Annotated in this window: 19 protein-coding genes; 9 read left to right on the forward strand and 10 right to left on the reverse strand. The window is 70.4% G+C overall.

The window, feature by feature from the left end; all coding sequences use genetic code 11:
• Nucleotides 1-262: 262 nt before the first annotated feature.
• The gene (locus tag ACFYYJ_RS14215) at nt 263-1,597 is read right to left on the reverse strand and encodes a YfjI family protein (protein WP_389132048.1); all 1,335 of its coding nucleotides are present in this window, start codon (nt 1,595-1,597) and stop codon (nt 263-265) included.
• Here ACFYYJ_RS14215 and ACFYYJ_RS14220 point away from each other — a divergent pair.
• The 3 genes from ACFYYJ_RS14220 (at nt 1,596) to ACFYYJ_RS14230 (ending at nt 4,288) form a co-directional block, all read left to right on the forward strand.
• Nucleotides 1,596-2,051 carry an aminotransferase class IV gene (locus ACFYYJ_RS14220; protein ID WP_389132050.1) on the forward strand — a complete coding sequence of 152 codons (456 nt, stop codon included), beginning with the start codon at nt 1,596-1,598 and terminating at the stop codon, nt 2,049-2,051. The genes ACFYYJ_RS14215 and ACFYYJ_RS14220 overlap by 2 nt on opposite strands.
• 116 nt (nt 2,052-2,167) lie before the next feature.
• The gene (locus tag ACFYYJ_RS14225; RefSeq protein WP_389132053.1) at nt 2,168-3,037 is read left to right on the forward strand and encodes an SUMF1/EgtB/PvdO family nonheme iron enzyme; all 870 of its coding nucleotides are present in this window, start codon (nt 2,168-2,170) and stop codon (nt 3,035-3,037) included.
• 951 nt (nt 3,038-3,988) lie between these two features.
• Nucleotides 3,989-4,288, forward strand: coding sequence for a DUF6009 family protein (locus ACFYYJ_RS14230; protein ID WP_389132055.1), 300 nt, complete (start codon nt 3,989-3,991; stop codon nt 4,286-4,288).
• A 279-nt stretch (nt 4,289-4,567) separates the two neighbouring features.
• On the opposite strand, the gene ACFYYJ_RS14235 is transcribed toward ACFYYJ_RS14230, so the two are convergent.
• Genes ACFYYJ_RS14235 through ACFYYJ_RS14245 form a run of 3 tightly spaced genes read right to left on the reverse strand, consistent with a single transcriptional unit; the run spans nt 4,568 to nt 7,179 of the window.
• Nucleotides 4,568-6,316 carry an ATP-binding protein gene (locus ACFYYJ_RS14235; RefSeq protein WP_389132058.1) on the reverse strand — a complete coding sequence of 583 codons (1,749 nt, stop codon included), beginning with the start codon at nt 6,314-6,316 and terminating at the stop codon, nt 4,568-4,570.
• Between the two features lie 24 nt (nt 6,317-6,340).
• A complete protein-coding gene (locus ACFYYJ_RS14240; RefSeq protein ID WP_389132060.1) occupies nt 6,341-6,712 on the reverse strand; it encodes a GIY-YIG nuclease family protein in 372 nt (123 codons plus the stop codon).
• On the reverse strand, nt 6,709-7,179 hold the full coding sequence (locus tag ACFYYJ_RS14245) for a hypothetical protein (RefSeq protein ID WP_389132063.1): 471 nt from the start codon (nt 7,177-7,179) through the stop codon (nt 6,709-6,711). The genes ACFYYJ_RS14240 and ACFYYJ_RS14245 overlap by 4 nt, the downstream gene beginning before the upstream one ends.
• Before the next feature lie 830 nt (nt 7,180-8,009).
• Here ACFYYJ_RS14245 and ACFYYJ_RS14250 point away from each other — a divergent pair.
• Nucleotides 8,010-8,552: an Lrp/AsnC family transcriptional regulator gene (locus ACFYYJ_RS14250; RefSeq protein WP_385129461.1), complete on the forward strand. Its 543-nt coding sequence runs from the start codon at nt 8,010-8,012 to the stop codon at nt 8,550-8,552.
• A 9-nt stretch (nt 8,553-8,561) separates the two neighbouring features.
• Here the strand turns inward: ACFYYJ_RS14250 and ACFYYJ_RS14255 are convergent, their stop codons facing one another.
• The 6 genes from ACFYYJ_RS14255 to ACFYYJ_RS14280 all read right to left on the reverse strand — a co-directional run bounded on the left by ACFYYJ_RS14255 (nt 8,562) and on the right by ACFYYJ_RS14280 (nt 15,527).
• Nucleotides 8,562-9,950, reverse strand: a complete 1,389-nt coding sequence (locus ACFYYJ_RS14255) for an APC family permease (protein ID WP_389132067.1) — start codon at nt 9,948-9,950, stop codon at nt 8,562-8,564.
• Nucleotides 9,951-10,296: 346 nt separating this feature from the next.
• Nucleotides 10,297-11,178, reverse strand: coding sequence for a branched-chain amino acid aminotransferase (locus ACFYYJ_RS14260; RefSeq protein WP_389132069.1), 882 nt, complete (start codon nt 11,176-11,178; stop codon nt 10,297-10,299).
• Nucleotides 11,175-12,461, reverse strand: a complete 1,287-nt coding sequence (locus ACFYYJ_RS14265; RefSeq protein ID WP_389132072.1) for an ATP-grasp domain-containing protein — start codon at nt 12,459-12,461, stop codon at nt 11,175-11,177. The genes ACFYYJ_RS14260 and ACFYYJ_RS14265 overlap by 4 nt, the downstream gene beginning before the upstream one ends.
• Complete coding sequence (locus ACFYYJ_RS14270) at nt 12,458-13,630, reverse strand: DMT family transporter (protein ID WP_389132075.1); 1,173 nt, start codon at nt 13,628-13,630, stop codon at nt 12,458-12,460. The genes ACFYYJ_RS14265 and ACFYYJ_RS14270 overlap by 4 nt, the downstream gene beginning before the upstream one ends.
• Entirely contained in the window at nt 13,624-14,961 is a 1,338-nt protein-coding gene (locus ACFYYJ_RS14275) for a DUF6421 family protein (RefSeq protein ID WP_389132078.1), read from the reverse strand. Before ACFYYJ_RS14275 ends, ACFYYJ_RS14270 begins: the two co-directional genes overlap by 7 nt.
• Nucleotides 14,958-15,527, reverse strand: coding sequence for a bacilysin biosynthesis protein BacA (locus ACFYYJ_RS14280; RefSeq protein ID WP_385129451.1), 570 nt, complete (start codon nt 15,525-15,527; stop codon nt 14,958-14,960). The genes ACFYYJ_RS14275 and ACFYYJ_RS14280 overlap by 4 nt, the downstream gene beginning before the upstream one ends.
• A 394-nt stretch (nt 15,528-15,921) precedes the next feature.
• Between ACFYYJ_RS14280 and ACFYYJ_RS14285 the strand changes: the two genes are divergently transcribed.
• From ACFYYJ_RS14285 to ACFYYJ_RS14305, 5 genes are all read left to right on the forward strand, one after another.
• Nucleotides 15,922-16,431: a hypothetical protein gene (locus tag ACFYYJ_RS14285; protein ID WP_385129449.1), complete on the forward strand. Its 510-nt coding sequence runs from the start codon at nt 15,922-15,924 to the stop codon at nt 16,429-16,431.
• A gap of 104 nt (nt 16,432-16,535) precedes the next feature.
• Entirely contained in the window at nt 16,536-17,237 is a 702-nt protein-coding gene (locus ACFYYJ_RS14290; RefSeq protein ID WP_389132082.1) for a 4'-phosphopantetheinyl transferase family protein, read from the forward strand.
• A gap of 39 nt (nt 17,238-17,276) precedes the next feature.
• The gene (locus ACFYYJ_RS14295) at nt 17,277-17,882 is read left to right on the forward strand and encodes a GNAT family N-acetyltransferase (protein WP_389132084.1); all 606 of its coding nucleotides are present in this window, start codon (nt 17,277-17,279) and stop codon (nt 17,880-17,882) included.
• A gap of 81 nt (nt 17,883-17,963) precedes the next feature.
• Nucleotides 17,964-19,154, forward strand: a complete 1,191-nt coding sequence (locus tag ACFYYJ_RS14300) for a S8 family serine peptidase (RefSeq protein ID WP_385129444.1) — start codon at nt 17,964-17,966, stop codon at nt 19,152-19,154.
• Between the two features lie 202 nt (nt 19,155-19,356).
• Entirely contained in the window at nt 19,357-20,646 is a 1,290-nt protein-coding gene (locus tag ACFYYJ_RS14305; protein ID WP_385129442.1) for a hypothetical protein, read from the forward strand.
• Nucleotides 20,647-20,809 lie beyond the last annotated feature (163 nt).

Consider the following 20,809-nt stretch of genomic DNA (forward strand, 5'->3'; position numbering starts at 1 on the left):
TGACAGAACTGACAGAACCTCGCCATGTGGGCTCTGACCTGCGGTTTCGGCCGGTTCGGGCCGCGTGACAAAACCTCAAAAAACTCTGACAGAACCTCGAAAACCTAGGTTCTGTCAGACCGGGCGGCTCGCCCGCGGGCGAGGTTTTTGGAGTTCTGTCAGAGTTTTCGGAGGTTTTGTCAGAGCTCCGAAAGTGCTCGTTTCCGCAGGTCACGGGGCTGGTCGGGAGGTTCTGTCAGTTCTGTCAGTGGGTTGGGAGGTTTCAGGCGGCGGGGGTGATGCGGGGATGGGTCTCGTAGCGGGGGGAAGGCGGCCGGCCGCCGCGTGTGGTGCGGGGCGGCGGGGGCTGCTGGCGGACCCAACCGTGTTCCTCCAGGAGGTCCAGGGCGGGGTCGAGGTCGCCCATGGCGGGGAACTCAGTGCGGGACATCGCGCGGAAGAGGTCGCGTTTGGTGAAGGCGGTGGTGCGGGTCTCGGTCAGGTGCGTTAGGACCGTATGTGCGGCTTCCTGTGCGGGGTCGGCCTTCATGGCGTTGAAGACGTCGAGAGCGTGGGCGGTGAAGTAGTCCCCGAGGCGGGTGGCGGCGGCCATGGTCTCGGCGGTGATCGGCCGGGTCCAGGCGTCCTCGGGATGGGTGGCGAGGTGGAGGAGGCCTGCGATGCGGGCGACGGCGCCGTCGCGCTTGCTGGCCCAGTTCACGATCGGCGCGAGGCTCCCGTCCTTGCGGAGACGGGATTCCGTGACGCGCTGATAGGCGAGGAGGACGGCGTCCGCCTCGGGGGTCAGGGTGAGAGCTGCGGTCTCGATCCAGCCTGCGAGGGTCAGGGCCAGACACCCGAGCTTCTGCGCATAGGCGTCGGCTGTATCGGGGCCGAGGAGTTCGGGGGTGAGGTTGCGGTAGCCGACGAGGGATTCGGGCTTGGAGTAGAGGAAACGGGCAAGCAGCCCGCGCCCGTCGGCGCCCTTGATCTGGCCGATGGAGTCCAGGACGTCCGGCTGGACGGCCAGGCCCATGGTGATGGCGGGGTTCTCGATGAACTGGGCGTCCCGGGCCTGGCGGTTGACGCGAGCCATGTCGCCGGCGTGGCCCTTGAGGAAGATCCCCATGTTCGGGACGCCGGAGTAGCGTCCGGCGATGATCTCGAAGATCTCGCCCTCGGGGGACAGGATCGCGATGCGTCCGTCCTGCTGGGCGAGGAGACTGGTCAGACTCTCGGCGGTGACGTCGTCGGCGACGAGCTGCGGCTCGGCCGGGACGGCGGCCCGTTCGGCGGCCTCGGACAGAGAGATGGCCTGGGCGGTGAGATCGGCCAGCTTGTCGGCCTCGGCGTTGGCCGCGAGCTTCTCGGCCTTCTCGGCCGCGGCCTTCGCGATCCGCGCGGAGGCCGCGGCCTCGGCACGCTGGGGCGCCGTGAGCTCGATGAGGGCCTTCTCGGCGGCGAGGAGGGGCTTGGTCATGAGGCCGAACACGGCGCTCTTGCGGTTGCCGGGCGGCAGGGCGACGGCGGTATAGAGGTTGACCGGCTCGCTCCACTGCCCGCGCACGGTCACGGTCAGGCGTCCGCCCGTGGTGAACCTGCGGCCGGCGGGGGCCATGCCGCCACCGCCTCTCACCGCCAAGACCTTCACTTTCACCCGCGACAACGCAGCAGTGAAGCACATCGGGCTGCACCCGCAGCTCCGCCTTCGCCGTGACGCTCAGCTCGCCGGATTCGACGACGCCGTGTTCGTCGAATCGGACGGTCGGATCTCCGAAGGCGGCACCTGGAATCTGGGCTTCGTCTCCCAGGACGGCACAGTCATCTGGCCCGACGCACCGGTCCTCCCCGGCACGACGATGCTCCTCCTCCAGAGCTTGGACGCCCCGAAGCAGATCACGGCTCCGGTTCGACTGGCCGATGTTCCGAACATGGCCGCTGCCTTCGCCACCAACACGACCGTTGGCGTGCGGGCCGTGAGCTCTCTCGATGGAGTGCAGTTCCCGCCGGACCACCCGACCCTGACCGCACTGCGCGACGCCTACATCGCCATCCCCGGCGAACGGTTGTAGGAGCGTCCTCGGTCTCTCAGGCCAGCGGCTCACGACAGAGGTAGCCAATGCCCCTCGTTACGAAATGGACCGGACGTGAAGTTAAGGCACTGCGCGAATCCGTACGAATGAGCTTGATGGAGTTCGCTGAGAAGCTCGGTGTATCAGACCGCATCGTCTCCCGGTGGGAAGCTGACGGCGAGCAAGCCTCCATTCGCATGATCAACCAATCGGCCTTGGACACGCTGCTCGCCAAGGCTGACAAGGATGCGCAAGGCCGCTTCGTCGGCATCCTGGCTGCGGATGATGCGCCCATCCACAGCATCATCGAGCCCGACAGTGGTGAGACGAGCAGCGGCGACTACGTCAAGCACCCTGGTGATGGGAAGCTCATGGCGCTTGTACCCGAAGGGATCTACCTGTCGGGCACAGACGATGAGCCCGTATGGGTAGACGAATTTCACATGGATACGTTTCCGACCACCAACGCCGACTACGCACGGTTCTGTGCTGCAACCCGTCACACAGTGCCCGAGCACTGGGAGAACGGTCGCTGCCCCCGCGATCTCTACGACCACCCCGTCGTGCACGTGACGTGGCGGGACGCCTCCGCGTACGCGGCCTGGGCGGGAAAGTCCTTACCAACGTCTGAGCAGTGGGAGAAGGCGGCGCGTGGCACCTCTGGGCGCACATTTCCCTGGGGAGACCAGAAGACCGCAGCTAAGTGCAACGTGCGAGAGACCGGGATGGAGAGAACAACGTCCGTATCCCGCTATCACAGCGGGGTCTCGCCCTACGGCGTGTACGACCTGGTCGGGAACGTGTGGGAGTGGCTCGCTACGACCACCACCGCCGGGCGTCACGAACTTCGTGGGAGCGCGTTCACCAGCCCTCTCTTCCGAGGCGTGCCGGCCGTCCCCAACGACGCCGACGACGCGATGCACGACGATGACACCGGCTTCCGGTGCGTTGCGACCCCGGAGCAGATGGTGCCCCGCAGACAGTGATCTGGGCACTACCGGTGAAGCCCCAGAAGAGGGCCGTTTTGAGGCCCTGTGGGCCATGCGTGGGCCAGAAGCGGCGGATTGCGAGCCTGAACACGGGAACGTGCAGGTCAGCTAGGGGCGGCCACTGCGCGCGGAGCGCTCTTGAAAACCGTTGTGGCGCGAGTCACCGTGGGTCCATCCCACACTCACCGCAGGTGAACGGCCCCTGCCCAGGCGAATCGGTCGGGGGTCATTCCGGCGCACCTGCCCCTGGGTAGCCCCCGTTCCCCGCGGTTTCCCGTCGGATCGGGCACGGCTGGGGCACGGTCGTCCCTATAGGTCGCCCTTCGAGACGTATTAGGGGCAGGGCGGTGGCTGACGGTCACCACCGAGGTTCTACGGGCGCCCCCGAAGGGCAAAAGCCTTGGGGCCGCCGTAGCCGCAACTATCCGGCCTGGTGTTCAGGAGCGCGAAGCCAACGCTGCGTACGCAGCATCCAGGAAGTCCTGACTTGCCCCAGAGACTGCCCGAGTAGCTTCTCGGAATGCTTGCGCGCAAGCTTGGACGTCATCGGTGCCCCCAGCCTGTTCGGCCTCAGCCCAGTCCATCAGGGCGGCCAATTGAGTACCGCAAGCCACCCGCAGAACGTCCACTGTGACTGATCCAGGCCCCCATAGGCGGGCACGGGCAGCGCCCTCGGCTATCGCGAGAAACCCCGACCTCACCTCCTCGCCGAGATCGGCCGGCAGTGAGTGTTCACCCTGAAGATCAACCGAGCAAGCAACCATCTTCATGCTGAAGGCTGCATGCAATGAGGTCAGCTCGCTGTACGCCTGCCTGCGCTGGTCTCGTATCCACTGCGTGTGCTCTGCCGCAGACTGTCGCTCAACCTGTATCTGAGCAGCCTCAATGGTCTTCTGTGCGCCGACACGCGCTCCGTAGGCCGTTGCTATACCTCCGATGCCAGCGCCAATGAGCCCGGCGATACCGGCGAACACTCCAGCTAGTCCCTGGTCCATCGCAGCATTCTGGCAGTTCGATTGGGGCCGGCGGGTGGGCTACTCCGTGCTCAAGTCTGATGCCCCCAGCGGGGACACGCCCGGTAGGTTCGTCCGCCGGGTGTTCCGGGTGAAGGACTACGACCGTTCCGAACAGCCCGACGGTACGTACAAGCGGTCCGCGCCCAGTGAGGCCGTCGATCCGCGGACGGTCGCGCCGGGGGTTTGGGGCGAGCTGACCGAACGCGCCTGGGGCAGTCCGCTGCCCGACTGAGCGGGCCTCCCAGGCGGGAGTCTCAGGATCACGATGATGGCGGCTGCTGGCGCAGTCGAGAAGAGACCACCGCCCCGCGTGGTGGTCTCTTCTGCGTTTGCAGGCTGAGTCGCGATCCGAGACGCAACGAGTCACGATGCTAGCCCTGAGAGCACCTTCTCTGACCTGCGCCGAGGCGCCTCCCCGTATGGCGCTAATTGGCCATGCGCGAGGACGGTCGAAGCCCAAGTAGTGGCCTGGGGCTTCGACCGTCCGTCAGGGGAATTCGCGATCGGTTGACTACTCCTCGTTGCGGAGTTCCTGCAGGTAGGACTGGGTGAACTGCCCCCAGTAACTACGCAGATCGTCGAACTGGCTGGGCTTGGGATGCATGTTCTCGGCCTTCGCGTAGGCGAGGAAGAGGGTGTCGAGAGCGGTCTGGGTCTTGCGGATGAGTGCGATGAGCTCTTCGGGTTCCATGCCGTTGGCGCCGTCGTCAGCGACAGCCTTGAGGCGATCGTAGATGTCACGGATGAAGGGGTGGCGGTGGTTCAGATGGATGATCGCCTTGCCGTTGAGGTGGTCGATCTCGAACATTTCCTTGCCGCGCCAGGCCCCGTCGACCAGGGTGAAGGGGTTCTGCCTGACCTGCTCGCGAACCTCCTCAGCCTTCTCTTGGTCGTCGGCGACTCCCAGATCTTCGAGGAGCTCCTGCAGGATCTCCTCGCTCTCCTGGTCCGTGAGGTCCTTTCCTGCCTGCCCCATGGGTGCGGTCTTCTCCGCGCGGGCAGCGGCCTCGGTCGCTTCAGCGTGGGCCTGCGCGGCCGCGCGTTCCTGAGTATCGATCTCGCCCCAGTGGCTACGGATGGCACGACGCGCGGATCGCACCGGCCGGTCGAGCCACTGGCGCAGCTCCGAGCGGAGCTTGTCGACGGGGACAGCGCCGCGCTTGACGTTGCGGACCTGGAAGAACGTGTCGAGCTCGCCAGGGAAGGTGACCTCGATGCCGATGTAACGGTCGACCTTGTCGACGCCCCGGGGCAGCAGTCGGGGTACGAGGTCATAGTTGATCTCTCGACCGTTGCGCACCATGCTGATCTTTCCGGCGCTGTCCGGGATCTGGAACTCGCGGATATCCCGGCCGTCCCGGTCCTTGAGGCCACCCTCGCCTTCCCTCCATCGGAAGACGGCGGGCACGATGGTGACAGTGACGTGGATGGAGTGGCCGTCAGCGATCGGGATGTCGCCTTCGTCGATCACATCGCCACGCATGTCCTCCTTGGGGTACCGCTTGAGGATCCGCGGGTTGTCCAGGCGGAAGAGTGGGTCGAGGAGGGTGATCTTCGTTTCGTTGAGCTGGATCATTACGCCTTGGTCCAGGAACTTGCGGTAGGTCCTGGCGATGAAGTTGCGCAGGTCTGCCAGTTTCTCGTCGAGACTGGTGCCGTAGGGGCCGCCGCCGTCGAGCTTGTCGATCTTGCCGTAGATCACCAGGGTGCCGGAGTCGATCGGGGTCCCGTCCGGGTTACGCATCAAGTGCTCGTAGGCGGGCGGCCATCCTGGCACTTCGTGTGCCTGGATGTGGGTCTGCTGGTTCTGGCTGATTTCCTTCAGGTCCAGGTAGGCGTGTCGGATTACGTCGTCGCTGGGCAGCTTGGTGTACACGTCGATGCGGCGGCCGAGGCTGATGCCAGCAAGTTTGAGGCCGACGCCGAAGCGGCCCAGGCCGCCGCGCTGGCCGTAGCGCGTGCTGAAGCCCATGGACAGCGCGAGAGGAAGCTCTTCGGTTTTGATGCCCCGGCCGTTGTCGGCGAAGGCGATCTCCTCGATGGATCGCTTCTGAGGACCGAAGGTGGTCACGATCCTTATGTGGGTCGCGCCAGCTTCGATGGAGTTGTCGATCGGCTCACCAGCCGCGGCGGTGAGATCGAAGCCGGAGTCGCGCATGGACTCCAGGGCGGTGTCGATCTGGATGATGACCGCTTGCGGCGTGGGGTTGGCCTGCGGATCGCCGCTGTCGGTGCCCTGGGAAGTGTGATTCGTACTCATGGTCATCCTTGGATGCGTTTCGGACTAAAGGAGGGTCTTACTGCGCAAGCGGTTCTTGAGCGTGCTTGCGAGGGTGTCCGGACAGAACGGACACTTCGGGCTCTGATGGTCGGGCCGGTCCGGGTGGCGGACGTTGGTCAGGTGGTGGCGGTGGGTGTGGAAGAGGCTGCATTCCATGGCGAATGCCAGTTCCGGGGTGGGGTGTACGTCATAGGTGAAGTACTCGCCGCGCATGGTGGCGCAGTGCGTGAGCAACCGCGTGCGCAAGCACGTGTCGCTACGTCCGATGTAGTGCTCCGTACCGTTCCGGAACAACACGTACGTGCCGATCAGCTGGTTGGGAACCATGGCGCGTACGACCCAGGGGCGCAGGCGCAGCAGGCGAGGAGTCGTCACGCCAGCACCGCCTTCGCGGTGTATGCGATCCGGGCGCGCCGGCGAGTCCGAGATATCTGTTCGCGCATCCGCGGGACGCTCAGACCGCGCTCCGCGGCCAGATCGGAGGGATCCGGGTCGGCGCTCAGCTGCTGCAGCAGAGTGCGCTGCGATGCAGTCAGCGTCTCCGTGGTGTCGAGCCACGCACGAATGTCGGCGACCGCGAAGTGCTCGTCGAGGGTGCCGGGCTCGCGGTACGAGTCGGTCTCGTCGAGAGGGACCGCGGGGGCGAGGGCTCGACGCTCGCGCAGAACGGTGCTGGCATGCGCCAACGCGCTGCGGACCTGAAACGCGGCAGGGGCGTTCGAGTTCAGGCGGAGGACCTCGTCGAGGGCGCGGTCGATGCGCTCGAGGTCGAAGGCGTCGGCCGTCTTGACGGCGCGACCGTGCAACAGTTCCAGCGCATGCCGCGCCTGCTTGGTAAGCATGTGATTGGTCTCCTGGAGTCTGACTGCGGCCCCCATGCGGTAGGACGCGGTCGTTTCGGAGGGTATGGAGTTGTGAGACCAACTTACCCTGTTGCACGCCTTCTTGACGTGCACTCGGCTCGGTAGCCTCACTTGTTAAGGGCGGCCTGGCACGTCAACTGTTGCGCAGGATGCCTGCGTTGAAGATCAAGGAGCAGCCGAGAAGAGACCACCGCCCCACGTGGTGGTCTCTTCTGCGTTTGCAGGCTGAGTCGCAATCTGAGACGCGATGAGTCACGATGCTCGCCCTGAGGGCACCCCATCTGACCTGCACTGAGGCGCGATGAGTCGCGATGAGTCACGGTAAATCAGAAACTAGATAGAACATGCTCCACCAGCCCCGGAATCAGCCCCTCCGGTGAATACGCGGGGAAGGCTCCGAGGCGGCGCTCAGGAGACCAGCAAAGTCCCTGGTCAGCGACCTAGGCGCGCTGCTGCGGCCAAGTCCCTTCTAAGCACTTGGCCGCAGGTTCGAGTCCTGCCGGGGGCACACACACCTTCTCCACCGGATCACCCGGCAGCCGGCGCCGCGGCGGGCACCGGGGATTTCGGCATCACGGCGACGGGCCGGGCCGATCTCATTAAGATCCACTGAATGAGGATCCGCGCCGCGTCCACTGTCGGGTTACCCGTCGACCTCCCCGGCCCGTGGGCCCACTCCGCCTTCGCCGCCCACTCCGCCCACTCCGCCTTCGCCGCCGCGAGCCCGTGCGGCCGCGCCGTGCCCCTGCCGCTCCGGGGGCGGTCCGAGGAACCGGTCGAAGGCATCGCAGGGGAAGGGAACGCGGTCCGTGGACGAGCTTGACGCGGCGATCATCCGGAACCTGCAACTGAACGCACGCCAGTCCAACCGGGAGTTGGCCCGCCGTGTCGGGGTGGCGCCGTCCACCTCGCTCGAACGGGTCAGGATCCTGGAGGAGCAGGGCGTCATCACCGGCTATCGGGCCGAACTCGACCTGGCCGCGCTGAACCGGGACTACCAGGCCTTCGTCGCCGCGCAGGTCCGCCCCCTCAACCGGGCGGTGATCACCGCGTTCGAGGAGTCGGTCGGCAAACTTCCCGAGGTCCTCGGCGTCTTCGTGGTCGCGGGCAGCGACGACTTCCTCATCCACGTCGCGGTGCAGAACAACGAGGCCCTGCACGCCTTCCTGATGGACCGGCTCAGCCAGAGGCGCGAGATCGTCGGATTCAGAACGATCGTGATCTTCCGGCATTCGTCCCCTCCCCTGATCTCCGCGCTGCCGGACACGGAGCCGAAGCGCACCGGCGGGGGCGTGCGCGGCCGCAGGGGGCGCAGGGCCCGCACTGCCGAGGGGGCGGGCCCGGACGACTGACAGCGGGTGTCAGCGGGCTGCGGAGGGGACGTCTCCGGTGAATTCCCCTTCCCCGGCGTGAGTTTCCGCCTCCGATTCCGCCTCCGATTCCGCTTCCGTAGCCGTCGCCGTCCCCGTCCCCGTCCCCGTCCCTGCGGGGTGTCCGTCCGCCGGGCGCCGTGGCCGGTTCCGGGAGCGTACGTAGAGCAGCGCCGCGCCGCCCACCAGCACCGGCAGGATCAGCAGCCGTCCGCTGAACGCCATGACCACCACGGTGAACGCGGTCGCGACGAGCGCGCCCCACCACATCGGCGTGCCGCGGCGCAGCAGCCGCAGCGAGGCGGCCATCCCGGCGGCCGTGACCGCGGCCAGGAGCGCGGACGTCGCGCGCATCAGCGGATCCATCGCCAGCGGAAGCAGCCACGCGACGAGCGTGAACGCCCCGGTGAGCACCGCCTGCACGGTCAGGCTGCGCCGGGGGACCTGACCCGCGCCGCCGCCCTTCGCCAGCCGGCCCGGCAGCGCCCCGTCCCTGGCGAGTGCCGCCCCGAGCCGGGCCGCCCCGGCGACGAAGGTGTTCACCGCCCCCAGGCTCAGGCATATCGCGGCCGCCGCGGTCAGCCCGCGGGCTCCGTCCCCGAGCCCCGTCACCAGCAGGTCCATCAGGGGCACCGCGGAGGTGCGGGCGCCGTCGCCGAGCACCCCGATGGTGACGAACGACAGGCCGAGGTAGAGCGCACCGACGACGGAAAGGGTGATGGCCGTGGCGCGCGGGAGGTGCCGGCGGGGATCGGCGAACTCGGCGGAGAGGTGACCGGCCGCCTCCCAGCCGCTGAACGCGTAGAAGAGCACCAGGGCGGCGGAGCCCACGGAGAACCAGCCGTCCGGCATGAAGGGCGTGAAGCGGTCCGCGGAGACGTGTGGGAGCGCGAACACGGTCGCCCCGGCGAGCAGCAGCACCAGGAGTCCGGCGAGCACCAGTTGGAGCCGGCCCGACACCTGGAGCCCCGCGTAGTTGGCGGCGACGGCCACGGCCAGGATGACCGCGGCCGCCCCGTACTCGGCGCCCCGCGGCAGACCGAGCACCGCGACGCAGTAGTTGCCGCCGGCCAGGGCGCCTGCCAGGACCCCCACCGGGACCGCGGCGTAGAACAGCCAGCCGACGCAGGCCGAGGCCCGGGCGCCGAACGCCCGGGCGACGAAGGACGACACGCCGCCGCCGTCGGGGTACCGGGCGCCCAGCGCGGCGAACGTCAGGGCGACGGGAACGCCGAGCAGCAGCAGGGCCGCCCACGAGATCAACGAAGCGGGCCCGGCGGCGGCCGCAGCCAGCGCGGGCAGGGCCAGCACCCCCGGTCCCAGCACGGCCCCCATGTACAGGGCGGTGCCCTGTCCCAACCCCAGACGTCCCCCGTGCACGGCTGTTCCCCTTCCCCGCGGCGTGCTCCCGACCGAGGTCGGGGCGTGCCCGTCCGGGCCACGCGGAGTGGAGCCTAGGGAGCGATCCGGGGGCCGGGAATGGGCACCGTACGAACGTGCGGGGGGAAGCCCGGATCGCCGCCTTCGCCGACCATGTGGCCGGTCCGGGAGCCGCATCGGCGGCCATTCGATCGCACCGTCGTGGCGAGGGTCGGCGGGTGGGAACACTCGATGTGCACCCACCCGCCGGGTCCGTCCGGCCACCGAGTGGGGGGCCGGTCCGGCGTCGCTCCGTCCGGACGGACGTCACTTCGCCCGGACGGACGTCACTCCGCCCGGACGGACGTCACTCCGCCCGGACGAGCCGCCCGTACGCCTCCGCCAGTCGCGAGGTCACCTTGCCGACCGCGTACGTGCGGTCGTCGACGGCGCTGACCGGCTGCACCTCGTACGCCGTCCCCGTGAGGAAGACCTCCTCGGCTCGGTCGAGTTCGGCCGGGTCGATCCGGCGTACGACCACCTCGACGCCGAGTTCGGCGGCGAGCGCGATGACCGTCCGCCGGGTGATGCCGTCGAGGAAGCAGTCCGGTGTCGGGGTGTGCAGGGCGCCGTCGATCACCAGGAAGAGGTTGGCGCCGGTGGCCTCGGCGAGGCCGCCCCGGAGGTCGAGGAGCAGGGCGTCGTCGTAGCCCGCCGCCTCGGCCTCGTCGCGGGCCAGGGTGCAGATGTTGTACAGGGACGCGGCCTTGGCCCGGACCGGCGCCGTCGCGGGGTCGGGGCGGCGCCACGTGGAGGTGCGCAGCCGTATGCCCCGGCTCGCCGCCTCGGCGGAGAACACGTGCGGCCACTCCCATGCCGCCACGGCGACGTGCGCCGTGGCGCCGGCCCCGGACACGCTGATCTGTTCGCTGCCCCGCCAGGCGACCGGCCGGACGTAGCCGTCCACGATGCCCTCGCGGCGCACGAGTTCCCGCGCGGCGGCGTCGAGGTCGTCGGCCGTGAACGGGAGCGAGTAGTTCAGCTCCCGGGCCGAGGCGCACAGGCGCTCGGCGTGCTCAGCGGACTTGAACATGCGGCCGCCGTAGACGCGGATGCCCTCGAAGACGGCGCCGCCGTAGTGCAGGCCGTGGGAGAGCACGTGCAGGCGGGCCTCGCGCCAGGGTACGAAGCGCCCGTCGAGCCAGATGGTGCCGTCGCGGTCGTCGAAGGGAGCCAGAGGAGCGGTCACGAGGCGGCTCCTTCGGCGGTCGCGGGGGCGTAGTCGATGCGGACCGCCCGCTCCAGGTGCGCGTGGAACTCCTCGGCCTCCGCGATGCCCTCGTGCCGGGACAGCACGAAGGCCGGGTAGCCGGTGAAGTCCGGGTAGGGGCGCACGACATCGCCGGGTGCGAGCATCTGCACGACGTGGTCGACGCGCGGATCGGCCCGTACCCCGTCGAGCCCGTGGACGGCCGTGATCGTGCCGTGCCCGCCGCACGGCACGATGTAGTTGGCCGCGGCGGCGACGGGCTCGGCGAGGCCCTCCCGGACCGTGACGGTGGGCTCCAGGCCCGCCGCGAGGCGCAGCGCCTGGGCGGCGAAGTCGATGCCGGTGACGTGTCCGGCGATGTAGTGCGAGACGCCGGAGCCGCCGATCCGCGCCCCCATCTCCAGCAGGTACGGGGTGGAACCGCCGCGCAGGCGCAGCTCGGTGTGGGTGGGGCCGTACGAGACGCCGAGCGCGGCGTGGGCGGCGGTGACCTCGCGCACGACGTCGTCCCGGACGGCGTCGGGCAGCGCGGCGGGCGCGCGGTAGACGCTCTCCTCGAAGTACGGGCCCTTCGGGTCGCCCTTGTAGCCGATGGAGAGGACCTGTACCCGGCCCTCGTGGACCAGGGACTCGACGGCGTACTCGGGCCCGTCCAGGTACTCCTCGACGATCAGGCCCGCGCCCCCGTCGGCGGTGCCGGCGGAGACCCGGCGCACCTCGGTCACCACCGCGCCGAGCGCGGCGGAGGAGTCGGCCCGGGTCACCCCGAGGCTGGACATGCCGAGCGCGGGCTTGACGACGACGGGGAAGGTCAGGCCGGCCGACTCCACGGTCGCGGCGGGGTCGTCGGCCGGGTCGAGGCGGACGAAGCGGGGCACGCCCAGTCCGGCCGCCGCGAGGCGCTCGCGCATGACCCGCTTGTCCTGGGCGCTGCGCGCCACCTCCACGCCGATGCCGGGCAGCCCGAGGAGCTCGGCGGCCTCGGCGGCGAAGGGGACGAGGGGGTCGTAGAGGGTGACGATGCCGTCGAAGGGGGCGGTCGCGTGGCGCTTGCGCAGGACTTCCAGGGCGCCGGCCGGGTCCGCCGGCAGGTCCAGGTGCAGCAACTCGACCACGGCCGGGGGCAGTCGGTCCGGGTCCACCCGCTCGTCGGGGCGCGGGACGAGGACCAGGTCGATGCCGGCGCGCACGGCGGCGTCGAAAACCCAGGGCAGGCCGGCGCGCTGGTGGAGCAGGACGAGGGTGGGGCGGGAGTCGGTCACGACGGGTTCCTTGGCGCGGTGGTCTCCGCCGCGACGGCGGCGGAGGAGGGGGAAGGGGATGGGGATGGGGATGGGGATGGATCGGAACGACCGGAGGGGTCGTCGGAGGCGGCGGCCGAGGCGGACGGCTCGGCGGGCGGGGCCTGCACCGCCTGCATCCCTGCGGAGGCGGGGGCCGGGGTCCCGGCAGGGGCGGGGGCCGGGGTCCCGGCGCGGGGCCCGCCCACCGTGAGCCACACACCGGCGGCCGACGCGGCGATCAGCAGCACGGACAGCGCTCCCGGCGCCTCGGCCGAGCCCAGGGCCCATTCGCCGAGCCGCACGAGGAACGGAACGGCGAGCCCCAGGGCCGAGGTGAACAGCGGACCCTTGCGCAGGATCAGCTCGTGGGAGATGAGGAAGACGGGGGCCGTGAGGATCCCGCCCAGTACGGCCACGCCGCCCCAGTCCGCGGCGGACACCCCGCCGAGCGGCACGAACAGCACCGCCGTGAGGCCGAGCATGAGCGTGCCCGCCCCGGTGACGGCGGGCAGCGCCGCGAGCGCCGGTACGTCCGACATGCGCTGCCGGTAGACGTATCCGTAGAAGGCGTACGTGAAGGTCCCGCCGAAGGCGAGCAGCCCCCCGGAGAGGAGGGCGCCCGTCCCTGGGCCTCCCCCGGCGGCCGCCGCGCCGTCGGCCAGCAGGAAGCCGACCGCGCCGCAGCCGGCGAGCACCGTCCCCAGCACCTTGCGGCGCGAGTTCGCCTCGCGGAAGGCGAGGACGCCGACGACGAAGGTGATGCAGGGCAGCAGCGAGACGATCAGGCCGACCCGCGAGGCCCCGATGTACCGGGTGCCGAGCAGGGTCCCCGTGTAGTACGCGAAGAACCCGAGGAACGCCAGGACCAGAACGGTCCGGGGCCGGGCGGCGGCGGTACGGACGCCGCTGCGGCCGCGTGGGGTCAGCACCGCGAACAGGGTGATCGCCACGAAGGCCGTGGCGGTGCGCCCGGCGGCCACCGCGAGCGGCGGCACCCCGGCGACCAGGTGCCCGGAGAGCAGCCAGCCCGCGGACAGCAGGACGACCATCCCGACCGCGAGGGCCGGCACGACCGCGCGCCCGCCCCCGCCGCCGAATGCTTGGGCGGCGGGGTGGCCGGAGGGACCGGAGGGGCCCGGGGTCACCATTCCGCCCGGGCGAACTCCAGCGGCGGCAGGCGGTCCAGGTCGGCCTTGGCCCGGAGCAGTACGCGCTGGTCCTCGGTGAAGGCGTACCGCTGCCCGGGCTCGCCCTCGGGGAGGTACCGGCGGACCATCTCCTTGGCCCTGGACCGGTATTCGTCGTCGGTGGTGACCTCGGCCTCCAGCTTCTCCATGGTGGTCACGTACGTGCGCAGCGCCTCCAGGGCCCGTGCTCGGTCGAGCCGCAGGAGCCCGCCGTCCTCGGGCGAGCCGATGAGGGCGCCGTGCTCACGGAACCAGGAGTACAGGAAGACGCCGGTGCCGGAGTCGAAGTTGCGGGTGGCGTCGTCGGCCTGCGGGTAGCGGAAGACCCGTTCCAGCAGGATCATGTCGATCTGCTCGTCGGCGAAGGGCACGAGACCGCTGTCGGCGCAGGCGAGCACGGTCATGGCGTCGACCTTGATCTCCTCCAGGAGTCCGACGAACCAGTTCATCTTCAGGGAGATGTTCTCGTCGAACGGCCACAGGCCCTGGTAGTGCATCGAGTCGTGGAGGTAGCCCCAGATGGCGCGGGCCTCGTAACAGACGTCGGCGGCGAGGCCGGTGGAGGCGCGCGGCAGCGACTCCGGGGTCAGGACGGCCGCGGCGGCGGGCAGCGCGTACGTCTCGTGGATCTTCCGCATCTTGCCGAAGAAGAACATTGCGTACGGCTGCTCGGTCACCTTGTCGTGCGCCGCCACGTTCTCGGGGAAGACGACGAGGCAGGCGCCGTGGGCGAAGCCCTCGCTGCCCGTGATGAGCACGAGGGCCTGGCAGTTGTTCTTCGGGTGCGGGAAGTCCCCCGCCATCTGCGCCAGGGCGTCGGGTTCCTTGCGCAGGGCGAGGAAGCAGTCGAGGCGCTTGCCCACGGGCGGGGCGCTGTTGGTGGTCTGGACGGGGGCGAGGAAGAAGACCGGTTCGCCGTCGGCGGGAACGCGCAGGGCGTCGCGGGAGCGGGCGAAGTGGGGGCGGGAGCCGAGTCCGGCCGCCAGCCAGGCGTCGACGTCGGCGACGAGCGCGTCGGCCTGATCGCCGAGTCCGTTGCGCCGGTACCAGGCGGCGGCCGTGTCGCGTATCCGGCCCAGCAGGTCGGCGTCGGCGGCGGTGGCGTCGGTGACGGTGCCGTCGTCCTGCTGGCGGGCACGGAACCGGTTGACGAGGGGGACGAGGGTCCGCGTCAACAGGTCCGCCTCGACCAGGAGTTCCGCCGGGACGGGGGCGGCGCCGGGGACGAAGGGGGCGGACGGGGCGTCGGGTGCGGAGGGGGCGTCGGGTGCGGAGGGGGCGTCGGCGGTCATCGGGCGGCTCCCGCGGAGAGCTCCAGGCCGGTGTCGGCCTCGACGGCGAGCACCTGGTGGACGGTGAAGACCATCGGGACGGCCCCGAAGTCCCGCAGGACCCGCAGGCCGCGCTTCTCGGCCGCCACGATGGTGGTGATGCAGCCCTCGACGCGGCCCTCGGCGCAGTCGATGGCGGCCTGCGAGTTGCTCAGCACCTCGTGGATCTCGGCGGTGGCGGGCACGAGGCCCTTGGGTGCCGGGTGGGAGGCGACGGTGGCGGGAACGCGCGTACCGCTGCTGGCGAGCACCATGTTGTGGGTCGGCATGACGAAGCTGTCGATCATGTGCAGTCGGTGCAGGTTGGAGAAGACCAGCGTGTGCAGGGCCGGATAGACGGCGCAGGCGGTCAGCGCGTGCCGCCCGTCGTCGGGTACGGCCTCCAGCGCGGCTTCGATCGACGAGTGCAGTTCGACGGTCCCCTCGACACCACGCCTTCTGAACCATTCATGCGAGGCGGCTTCCAGATTCGTGCCGTGCGGACCGAGCGTGTGCAGGTGACGGACCTCGTCGGGACGTGCGTACATCGTTTTCGATTTGCCCTTCCTGTGGTTCCGGTGCGCGGCTTCCTCAAAGAACGGAAAACGCTGTGGCCTTCGCAAACGCGAGTGGCGCGATGTTGATCCTCGCATCTTGGATTTCCATCAGGACAACGGGGGTTGGAGCGCGACTTTCGATGCCTGAAACCTCCGAGATGGCACGCAATTCGCAGAGCGGAACCAGCCGGCGTTGCTTGAATTCACCCTTTTCGATACGGAATTCGGAAGTCCAATTCCATTTTTCGCATTTCCCGGACCGCTGGGCGGTCTTGCCTGATCGGGCTCCCTCTCAGGTATGACGTCGTGTGAGACCTGGGACAGCGAACCGATTCGTCCTGAGGAGGGACGCGCGGAAGGGGTCCCGCCGGCGAGACTGGACGACATGAACCGACGCCCGCTCGTCATCGCCGCCGCCACCGTGGGAGTCCTCGCCACCGCAGCGTTCGCGCTACCCAACCTCCCGCCCAACCCCCTGTCCGACACGATCGACGACCACCTGTACAAGGAGAAGGGCAAGCGGTTCGCCACCGCGGCCGACGCCCCGACCCGGGGTGACCAGGCCTTCGCCCTGCCCTCGTGGATACCCAAGGACGCCAAGGACGTCCGCATACGGGTGCGCACCACCGGGGACGCCCGCCTGATCCGCTTCGACCTCGGGTCGACCCCGCTCGACGGCCCGCAGTGCGCGGCGGGCACTCCGAACCGGGTGCGGGATCCGGAGTTGGGCGCCAAGTGGTGGCCGCAGCACATACGCGCCGACGTGCGGTCGGAGTGCCGGGACCACCACCAGTACCAGGTCGCCGTGCGCGGCAAGCGCGTCTACGCCTGGACCGACGGCACGCCTTCCCCGGCCGCGAAGCCCCAGACCGCCACGCCGGTGAGCGCGCGCTAGAGGGCTCCGAGCCGGTGCACGCACACGCGCGCCGCTCTCTTTCCGAACGTTCCGGCGGGCCAAGGGCATTCGGCGGTTCGGCCGCATCCTCTAGTCTCGGGCGGGTGATCGATTACGTGAGGCAGCTCGGCGGCGAGCCACTCGGAACCGACGACCCGCTCGCCGGGGGCGCGGCGGTGGCGGTGTGGTCCCTGGACACCCGGCTGGACGTGGTCGGCGGGCTGCCTGTCGCCGAGGCGGCGCGGGTGCTCGACGCGGCCGAACTGGAGCAGGCCGGGCGCAGGCTGCGGCCCGCCGATCGGCACCGGTACGTCGCCTCGCACATCGGGCTGCGGTTGCTGCTCGGCGACCGGCTGGGGTTGGCCCCGGCGGAGGTCGTCCTGGTCCGGGAGGACTGCCCGGGCTGCGGCGGCCCGCACGGCCGGCCCGCGGTGGCCGGGGGCGGGGTGCACTTCTCGCTCTCGCACAGCGGCGACGTGGCGTACGTCGCGCTCGCGCCGGTGCCGGTGGGCGTCGACATCGAGGAGGTGCCGGGCGCGCAGGCGGTGACCGACGTGCTGGGCGCCCTGCACCCGACGGAGACCGCCGAACTGACCGCCTTGTCGGAGGCGGACCGGCGGGTCGCGCTGGCCCGCGTATGGGCCCGCAAGGAGGCCTGCCTGAAGGGGATCGGCACCGGGATCGGCCTCGGCCTCGTCGAGCCGTACGTGGGCGCGGGTCCCTCCCCCGCCCCGGTCCCGGAGTGGCTCCTGACGGACCTCCCGTGCCCGCCCGCTTACGCGGCGGCCCTCGCCGTCCGCGCGTAGCCCCCGGGGCGTCCCGACGGAACCAGGCCCTCCCGGCGCATGACGCGCCCTCACCTGCCCGTCGCGTGTGGCGGGCAGGTGTCGCGGCCCCGGCGGGCAGCCCCGGCTCGGAGGCGGCGGCTCCGTCGCCGGGCGGGTGTCGTCCCGCCCCCGCGGGCCCGGTGGGGGCGGCCGCCACGCCGGGGGGAGATCCCGCTCACCATCCGTCACGCCGCCGTTATCGTGGCCGCCATGGACATCCGCCGGGCCACGAGCCCCGCCGAGCTCACCGCTGCCGAGTCCCTCTTCGACGCGCCGGCCCGCCCCGAGTGGTCGGAGCGGTTCCTCGCCGCCCCGGGCCATCTGATGCTCATCGCCTACGTGGACGGCGTGCCCGCCGGAATGGTCTCCGGCATGGAGATGACCCACCCCGACAAGGGCACCGAGATGTGCCTGTACGAGCTCTCCGTGGACGAGGGCTACCGCCGCCGCGGGATCGGCCGCGCGCTCACGCTCGCCCTGGCCGACGAGGCGAAGGCGCGCGGCTGTTACGGCATGTGGGTGGGCGTGGACACCGGCAACGACGCCGCCCTGGCCACTTACGACGCCGCCGGCGCCGTGGACGAGGGCTCCTTCTCGATGCGCGGCTGGCCCCTGACCCGCTGACACCCCCCGCGGTGGCGTGTCGTGCCGCCAGTCGGCGCACCCTCCGCGCGCCCGCGCCGCCGCTCGCCGAGCATCGGCGGCATGACCCCATTCGCCGCCCTCCTGCCGGCCGCCGCGCTCCTCGCGGCTGCCACCACGGCCACCGCCCCGACGCCGCACTCCGATGCCACCGACGCCGAAGCCCCCACCGCCGCCTACGTCGTCGTCCTGAAGGACGCCACCGCCACCCCCACCTCCCGCGCCCCCGCCCGTGCCGGCGCCCTGGCCGCCGAGGCCGCGGAGGCGGGTGACGAGGTCGACGCCGTCTACGACGCCGCCCTGAGCGGCTTCGCCGTCCGCACCACCCCCGCCCGCGCCGCCGCCCTGGCCGCCGACCCGCGGGTGGCCTCGGTGGAACCGGACGCGGAGTTCCGGATCTCCGACACCCAGCAGCGGCCGCCCTGGGCGCTGGACCGCCTCGATCAGCGCGAGCTGCCGCTCGACGGCTCGTACTCGTACGCGACGAACGGGCGGGGCGTCACCGTCTACGTCCTGGACACCGGGATCAACCTGGCCCACCGGGAGTTCGGCGGCCGCGCCCGCAACGGCTACAACGCGGTGTTCATGGAGCGCTCCGGCGACTGCAACGGCCACGGCACGCACGTCGCGGGTACGGTCGGCGGCAAGACCTTCGGGGTCGCGAAGGGCGTGTCCCTGGTCTCGGTGAAGGTGGCCAACTGCCGCGGCTCCGGGCGGCTTTCCGGCATGCTCAAGGGCGTGGAATGGATGGTGAAGGACGCCGCCAGGCACCCGGGCACCCCGGCCGTGGCCAACATGAGCATGGGCGGCACCCGCAGCCGCGCCCTCGACAAGGCGGCGGCCCGCGCCGTCGCCTCCGGGATCACCTTCACCGCGGCCGCCGGCAACGACGCCGAGGACGCGTGCACCGGCTCCCCCGCGGCCGTGCCGGAAGTCCTCACGGTCGGCGCGAGCGACAACGGCGACCGGTGGGCCCCGTTCTCCAGCCACGGCTCCTGCGTGGACCTCACCGCCCCGGGCGTGGGGGTCGTCTCGGCGTGGAAGGGCTCCCCCACCGCCACGGCCCGCGCCTCCGGCACCTCCATGGCCGCCCCGCACGCTGCGGGGGTGGCCGCCCTGATCCTGGCGCGGGGAGTGGCGAAGACCCCGGCCCAGGTCACGGCCGCGCTGCTGCACGCGGCCGTACCGGACCGCCTGGCAGACGTCCCGGCCGGCACCCCGAACCTGCTGCTGCACACCCCGACCGACCGTTAGCGGGCGACGCACGCCGACCGGTCGGTATCCGATGGGCCATCAGACTCTCCCTGATGGCCCATCAATTTCTGTGTGCTTCGCACGAAAACAAGCCATTGACTTCTCATCGCGACGACGCGTCAATATCGGCCACCGCACCGGCTCGACCTCCCCCACACAGCGGGTGGGGGGAGGGTTCGTCTGACGAAGGAGTCGCGACCCAGTGAGTACAACGTTCCGACGAAGAGTGCTGGCCGGGGCGGGCGCGTTGTCCCTGGCCCTCACAGGTGGCGTCGTGGGCCTGGCGGGGACGGCTCAGGCCGCGACCAAGACCACAGCCGTTTTCGTGGAGTGCGACGCCCCCGCGCCGCAGGCCGACGGATCCGGCAACCAGAACTTCACGGTCACCCTCCCCGACGGCGCCAAGGCCGGGGACGTCGTCCCGATCAAGATCGACCCGGGCGCCAGCCCGCTCATCCCGGCGTTCGCGGTGACCACCGTGAACACCACCAAGGTCGCCCTGCTGGTCAACGGGGCCCCGCAGACCGTGACCGGTGCGCCCGAAACGGTCACCGTCACCCCGGGCGTCCCCCTCGACCCGGGCCCGGTCGACGGCACCATCAAGATCCCGGACGGCACCGAGGGCACGACGGTCGACGTCAAGATCGACCAGATGGTCACGGACGCCAACCTCGGCGGCTCGATCTTCACCACCGTCTGCACCCCGAAGCCGCGCCCGAGCGCCACGGTCGGCTCGGTCGCGGTCGAGGCCCTGCCCAAGGACCCGGTCACCACGAAGCTGACGCCCAACAGCGGCGAGGCGGGCACCGCCGTCGTCGCCACCGGCGCCAACTTCCCGGCCGGCGCCGTCACCTGCTCCGCCCTGCTCGCGGGCGCGGCGACCGGTGACACCGGTTCCGGTACGGCCGACGCCGCCGGCGTCGCCACCTGCAACATCACGGTCACCAAGAAGGCCGACGCGATCAAGATCGACGGTGCGACGACCTCCAAGTCGTTCGTCTTCGTCGAGAAGGCGACCGGGGTGAAGAACCCGGTCGACGTGGAGGTCCTGCCCGGACCGCTGGCGCTCGGCCCGAAGGACGGCCAGCCGGCCGTCAGCTTCGGCTCGGTCACCATCAACGGCAAGTCCCAGTCGGTGGTCGGCATGTTCAACGCCGCGACCGTCCAGGACTTCCGCGGCGGCTCGCTCGGCTGGGACGTGACGGCGACCCGTACGCCGTTCCTGAACGCGACGACCGGCCACTCGATGGCGAAGGCGCAGATCGGCATCCAGCCGTCCTGCACCGTCACCAACCCGGACAGCCCGAGCACCTGCACCGCGGGCGCGCCCGGGGCGATCACCGACGTCCCGATGAAGGTCGCCTCGCAGAGCGCCGGCGGGGACGAGCTGACCGGTGGCGAGTTCGCCGTCGGCGGCGCGGGGATGATCCAGCTCCCGCCGTTCATGTTCGCCGACACCTACCAGTCGGTGGTCACCTTCTCCATCGCGTAACCCCCGCACCCGTACGGACGCACGGATGCAGGGCCTGCTCGGCCCAGGGTGGTGGGGGGGGGGGGGGCCCCCCCCCCCCCCAACAAATACAACCCCCCACGAGAAAAAAACAAACACAACCCCCACCCACAAAAAAGGAAGATAAAAATGGAGGAGGGGTGGG

Source organism: Streptomyces sp. NPDC002467 (genome assembly GCF_042889825.1).
Classification (GTDB): domain Bacteria; phylum Actinomycetota; class Actinomycetes; order Streptomycetales; family Streptomycetaceae; genus Streptomyces.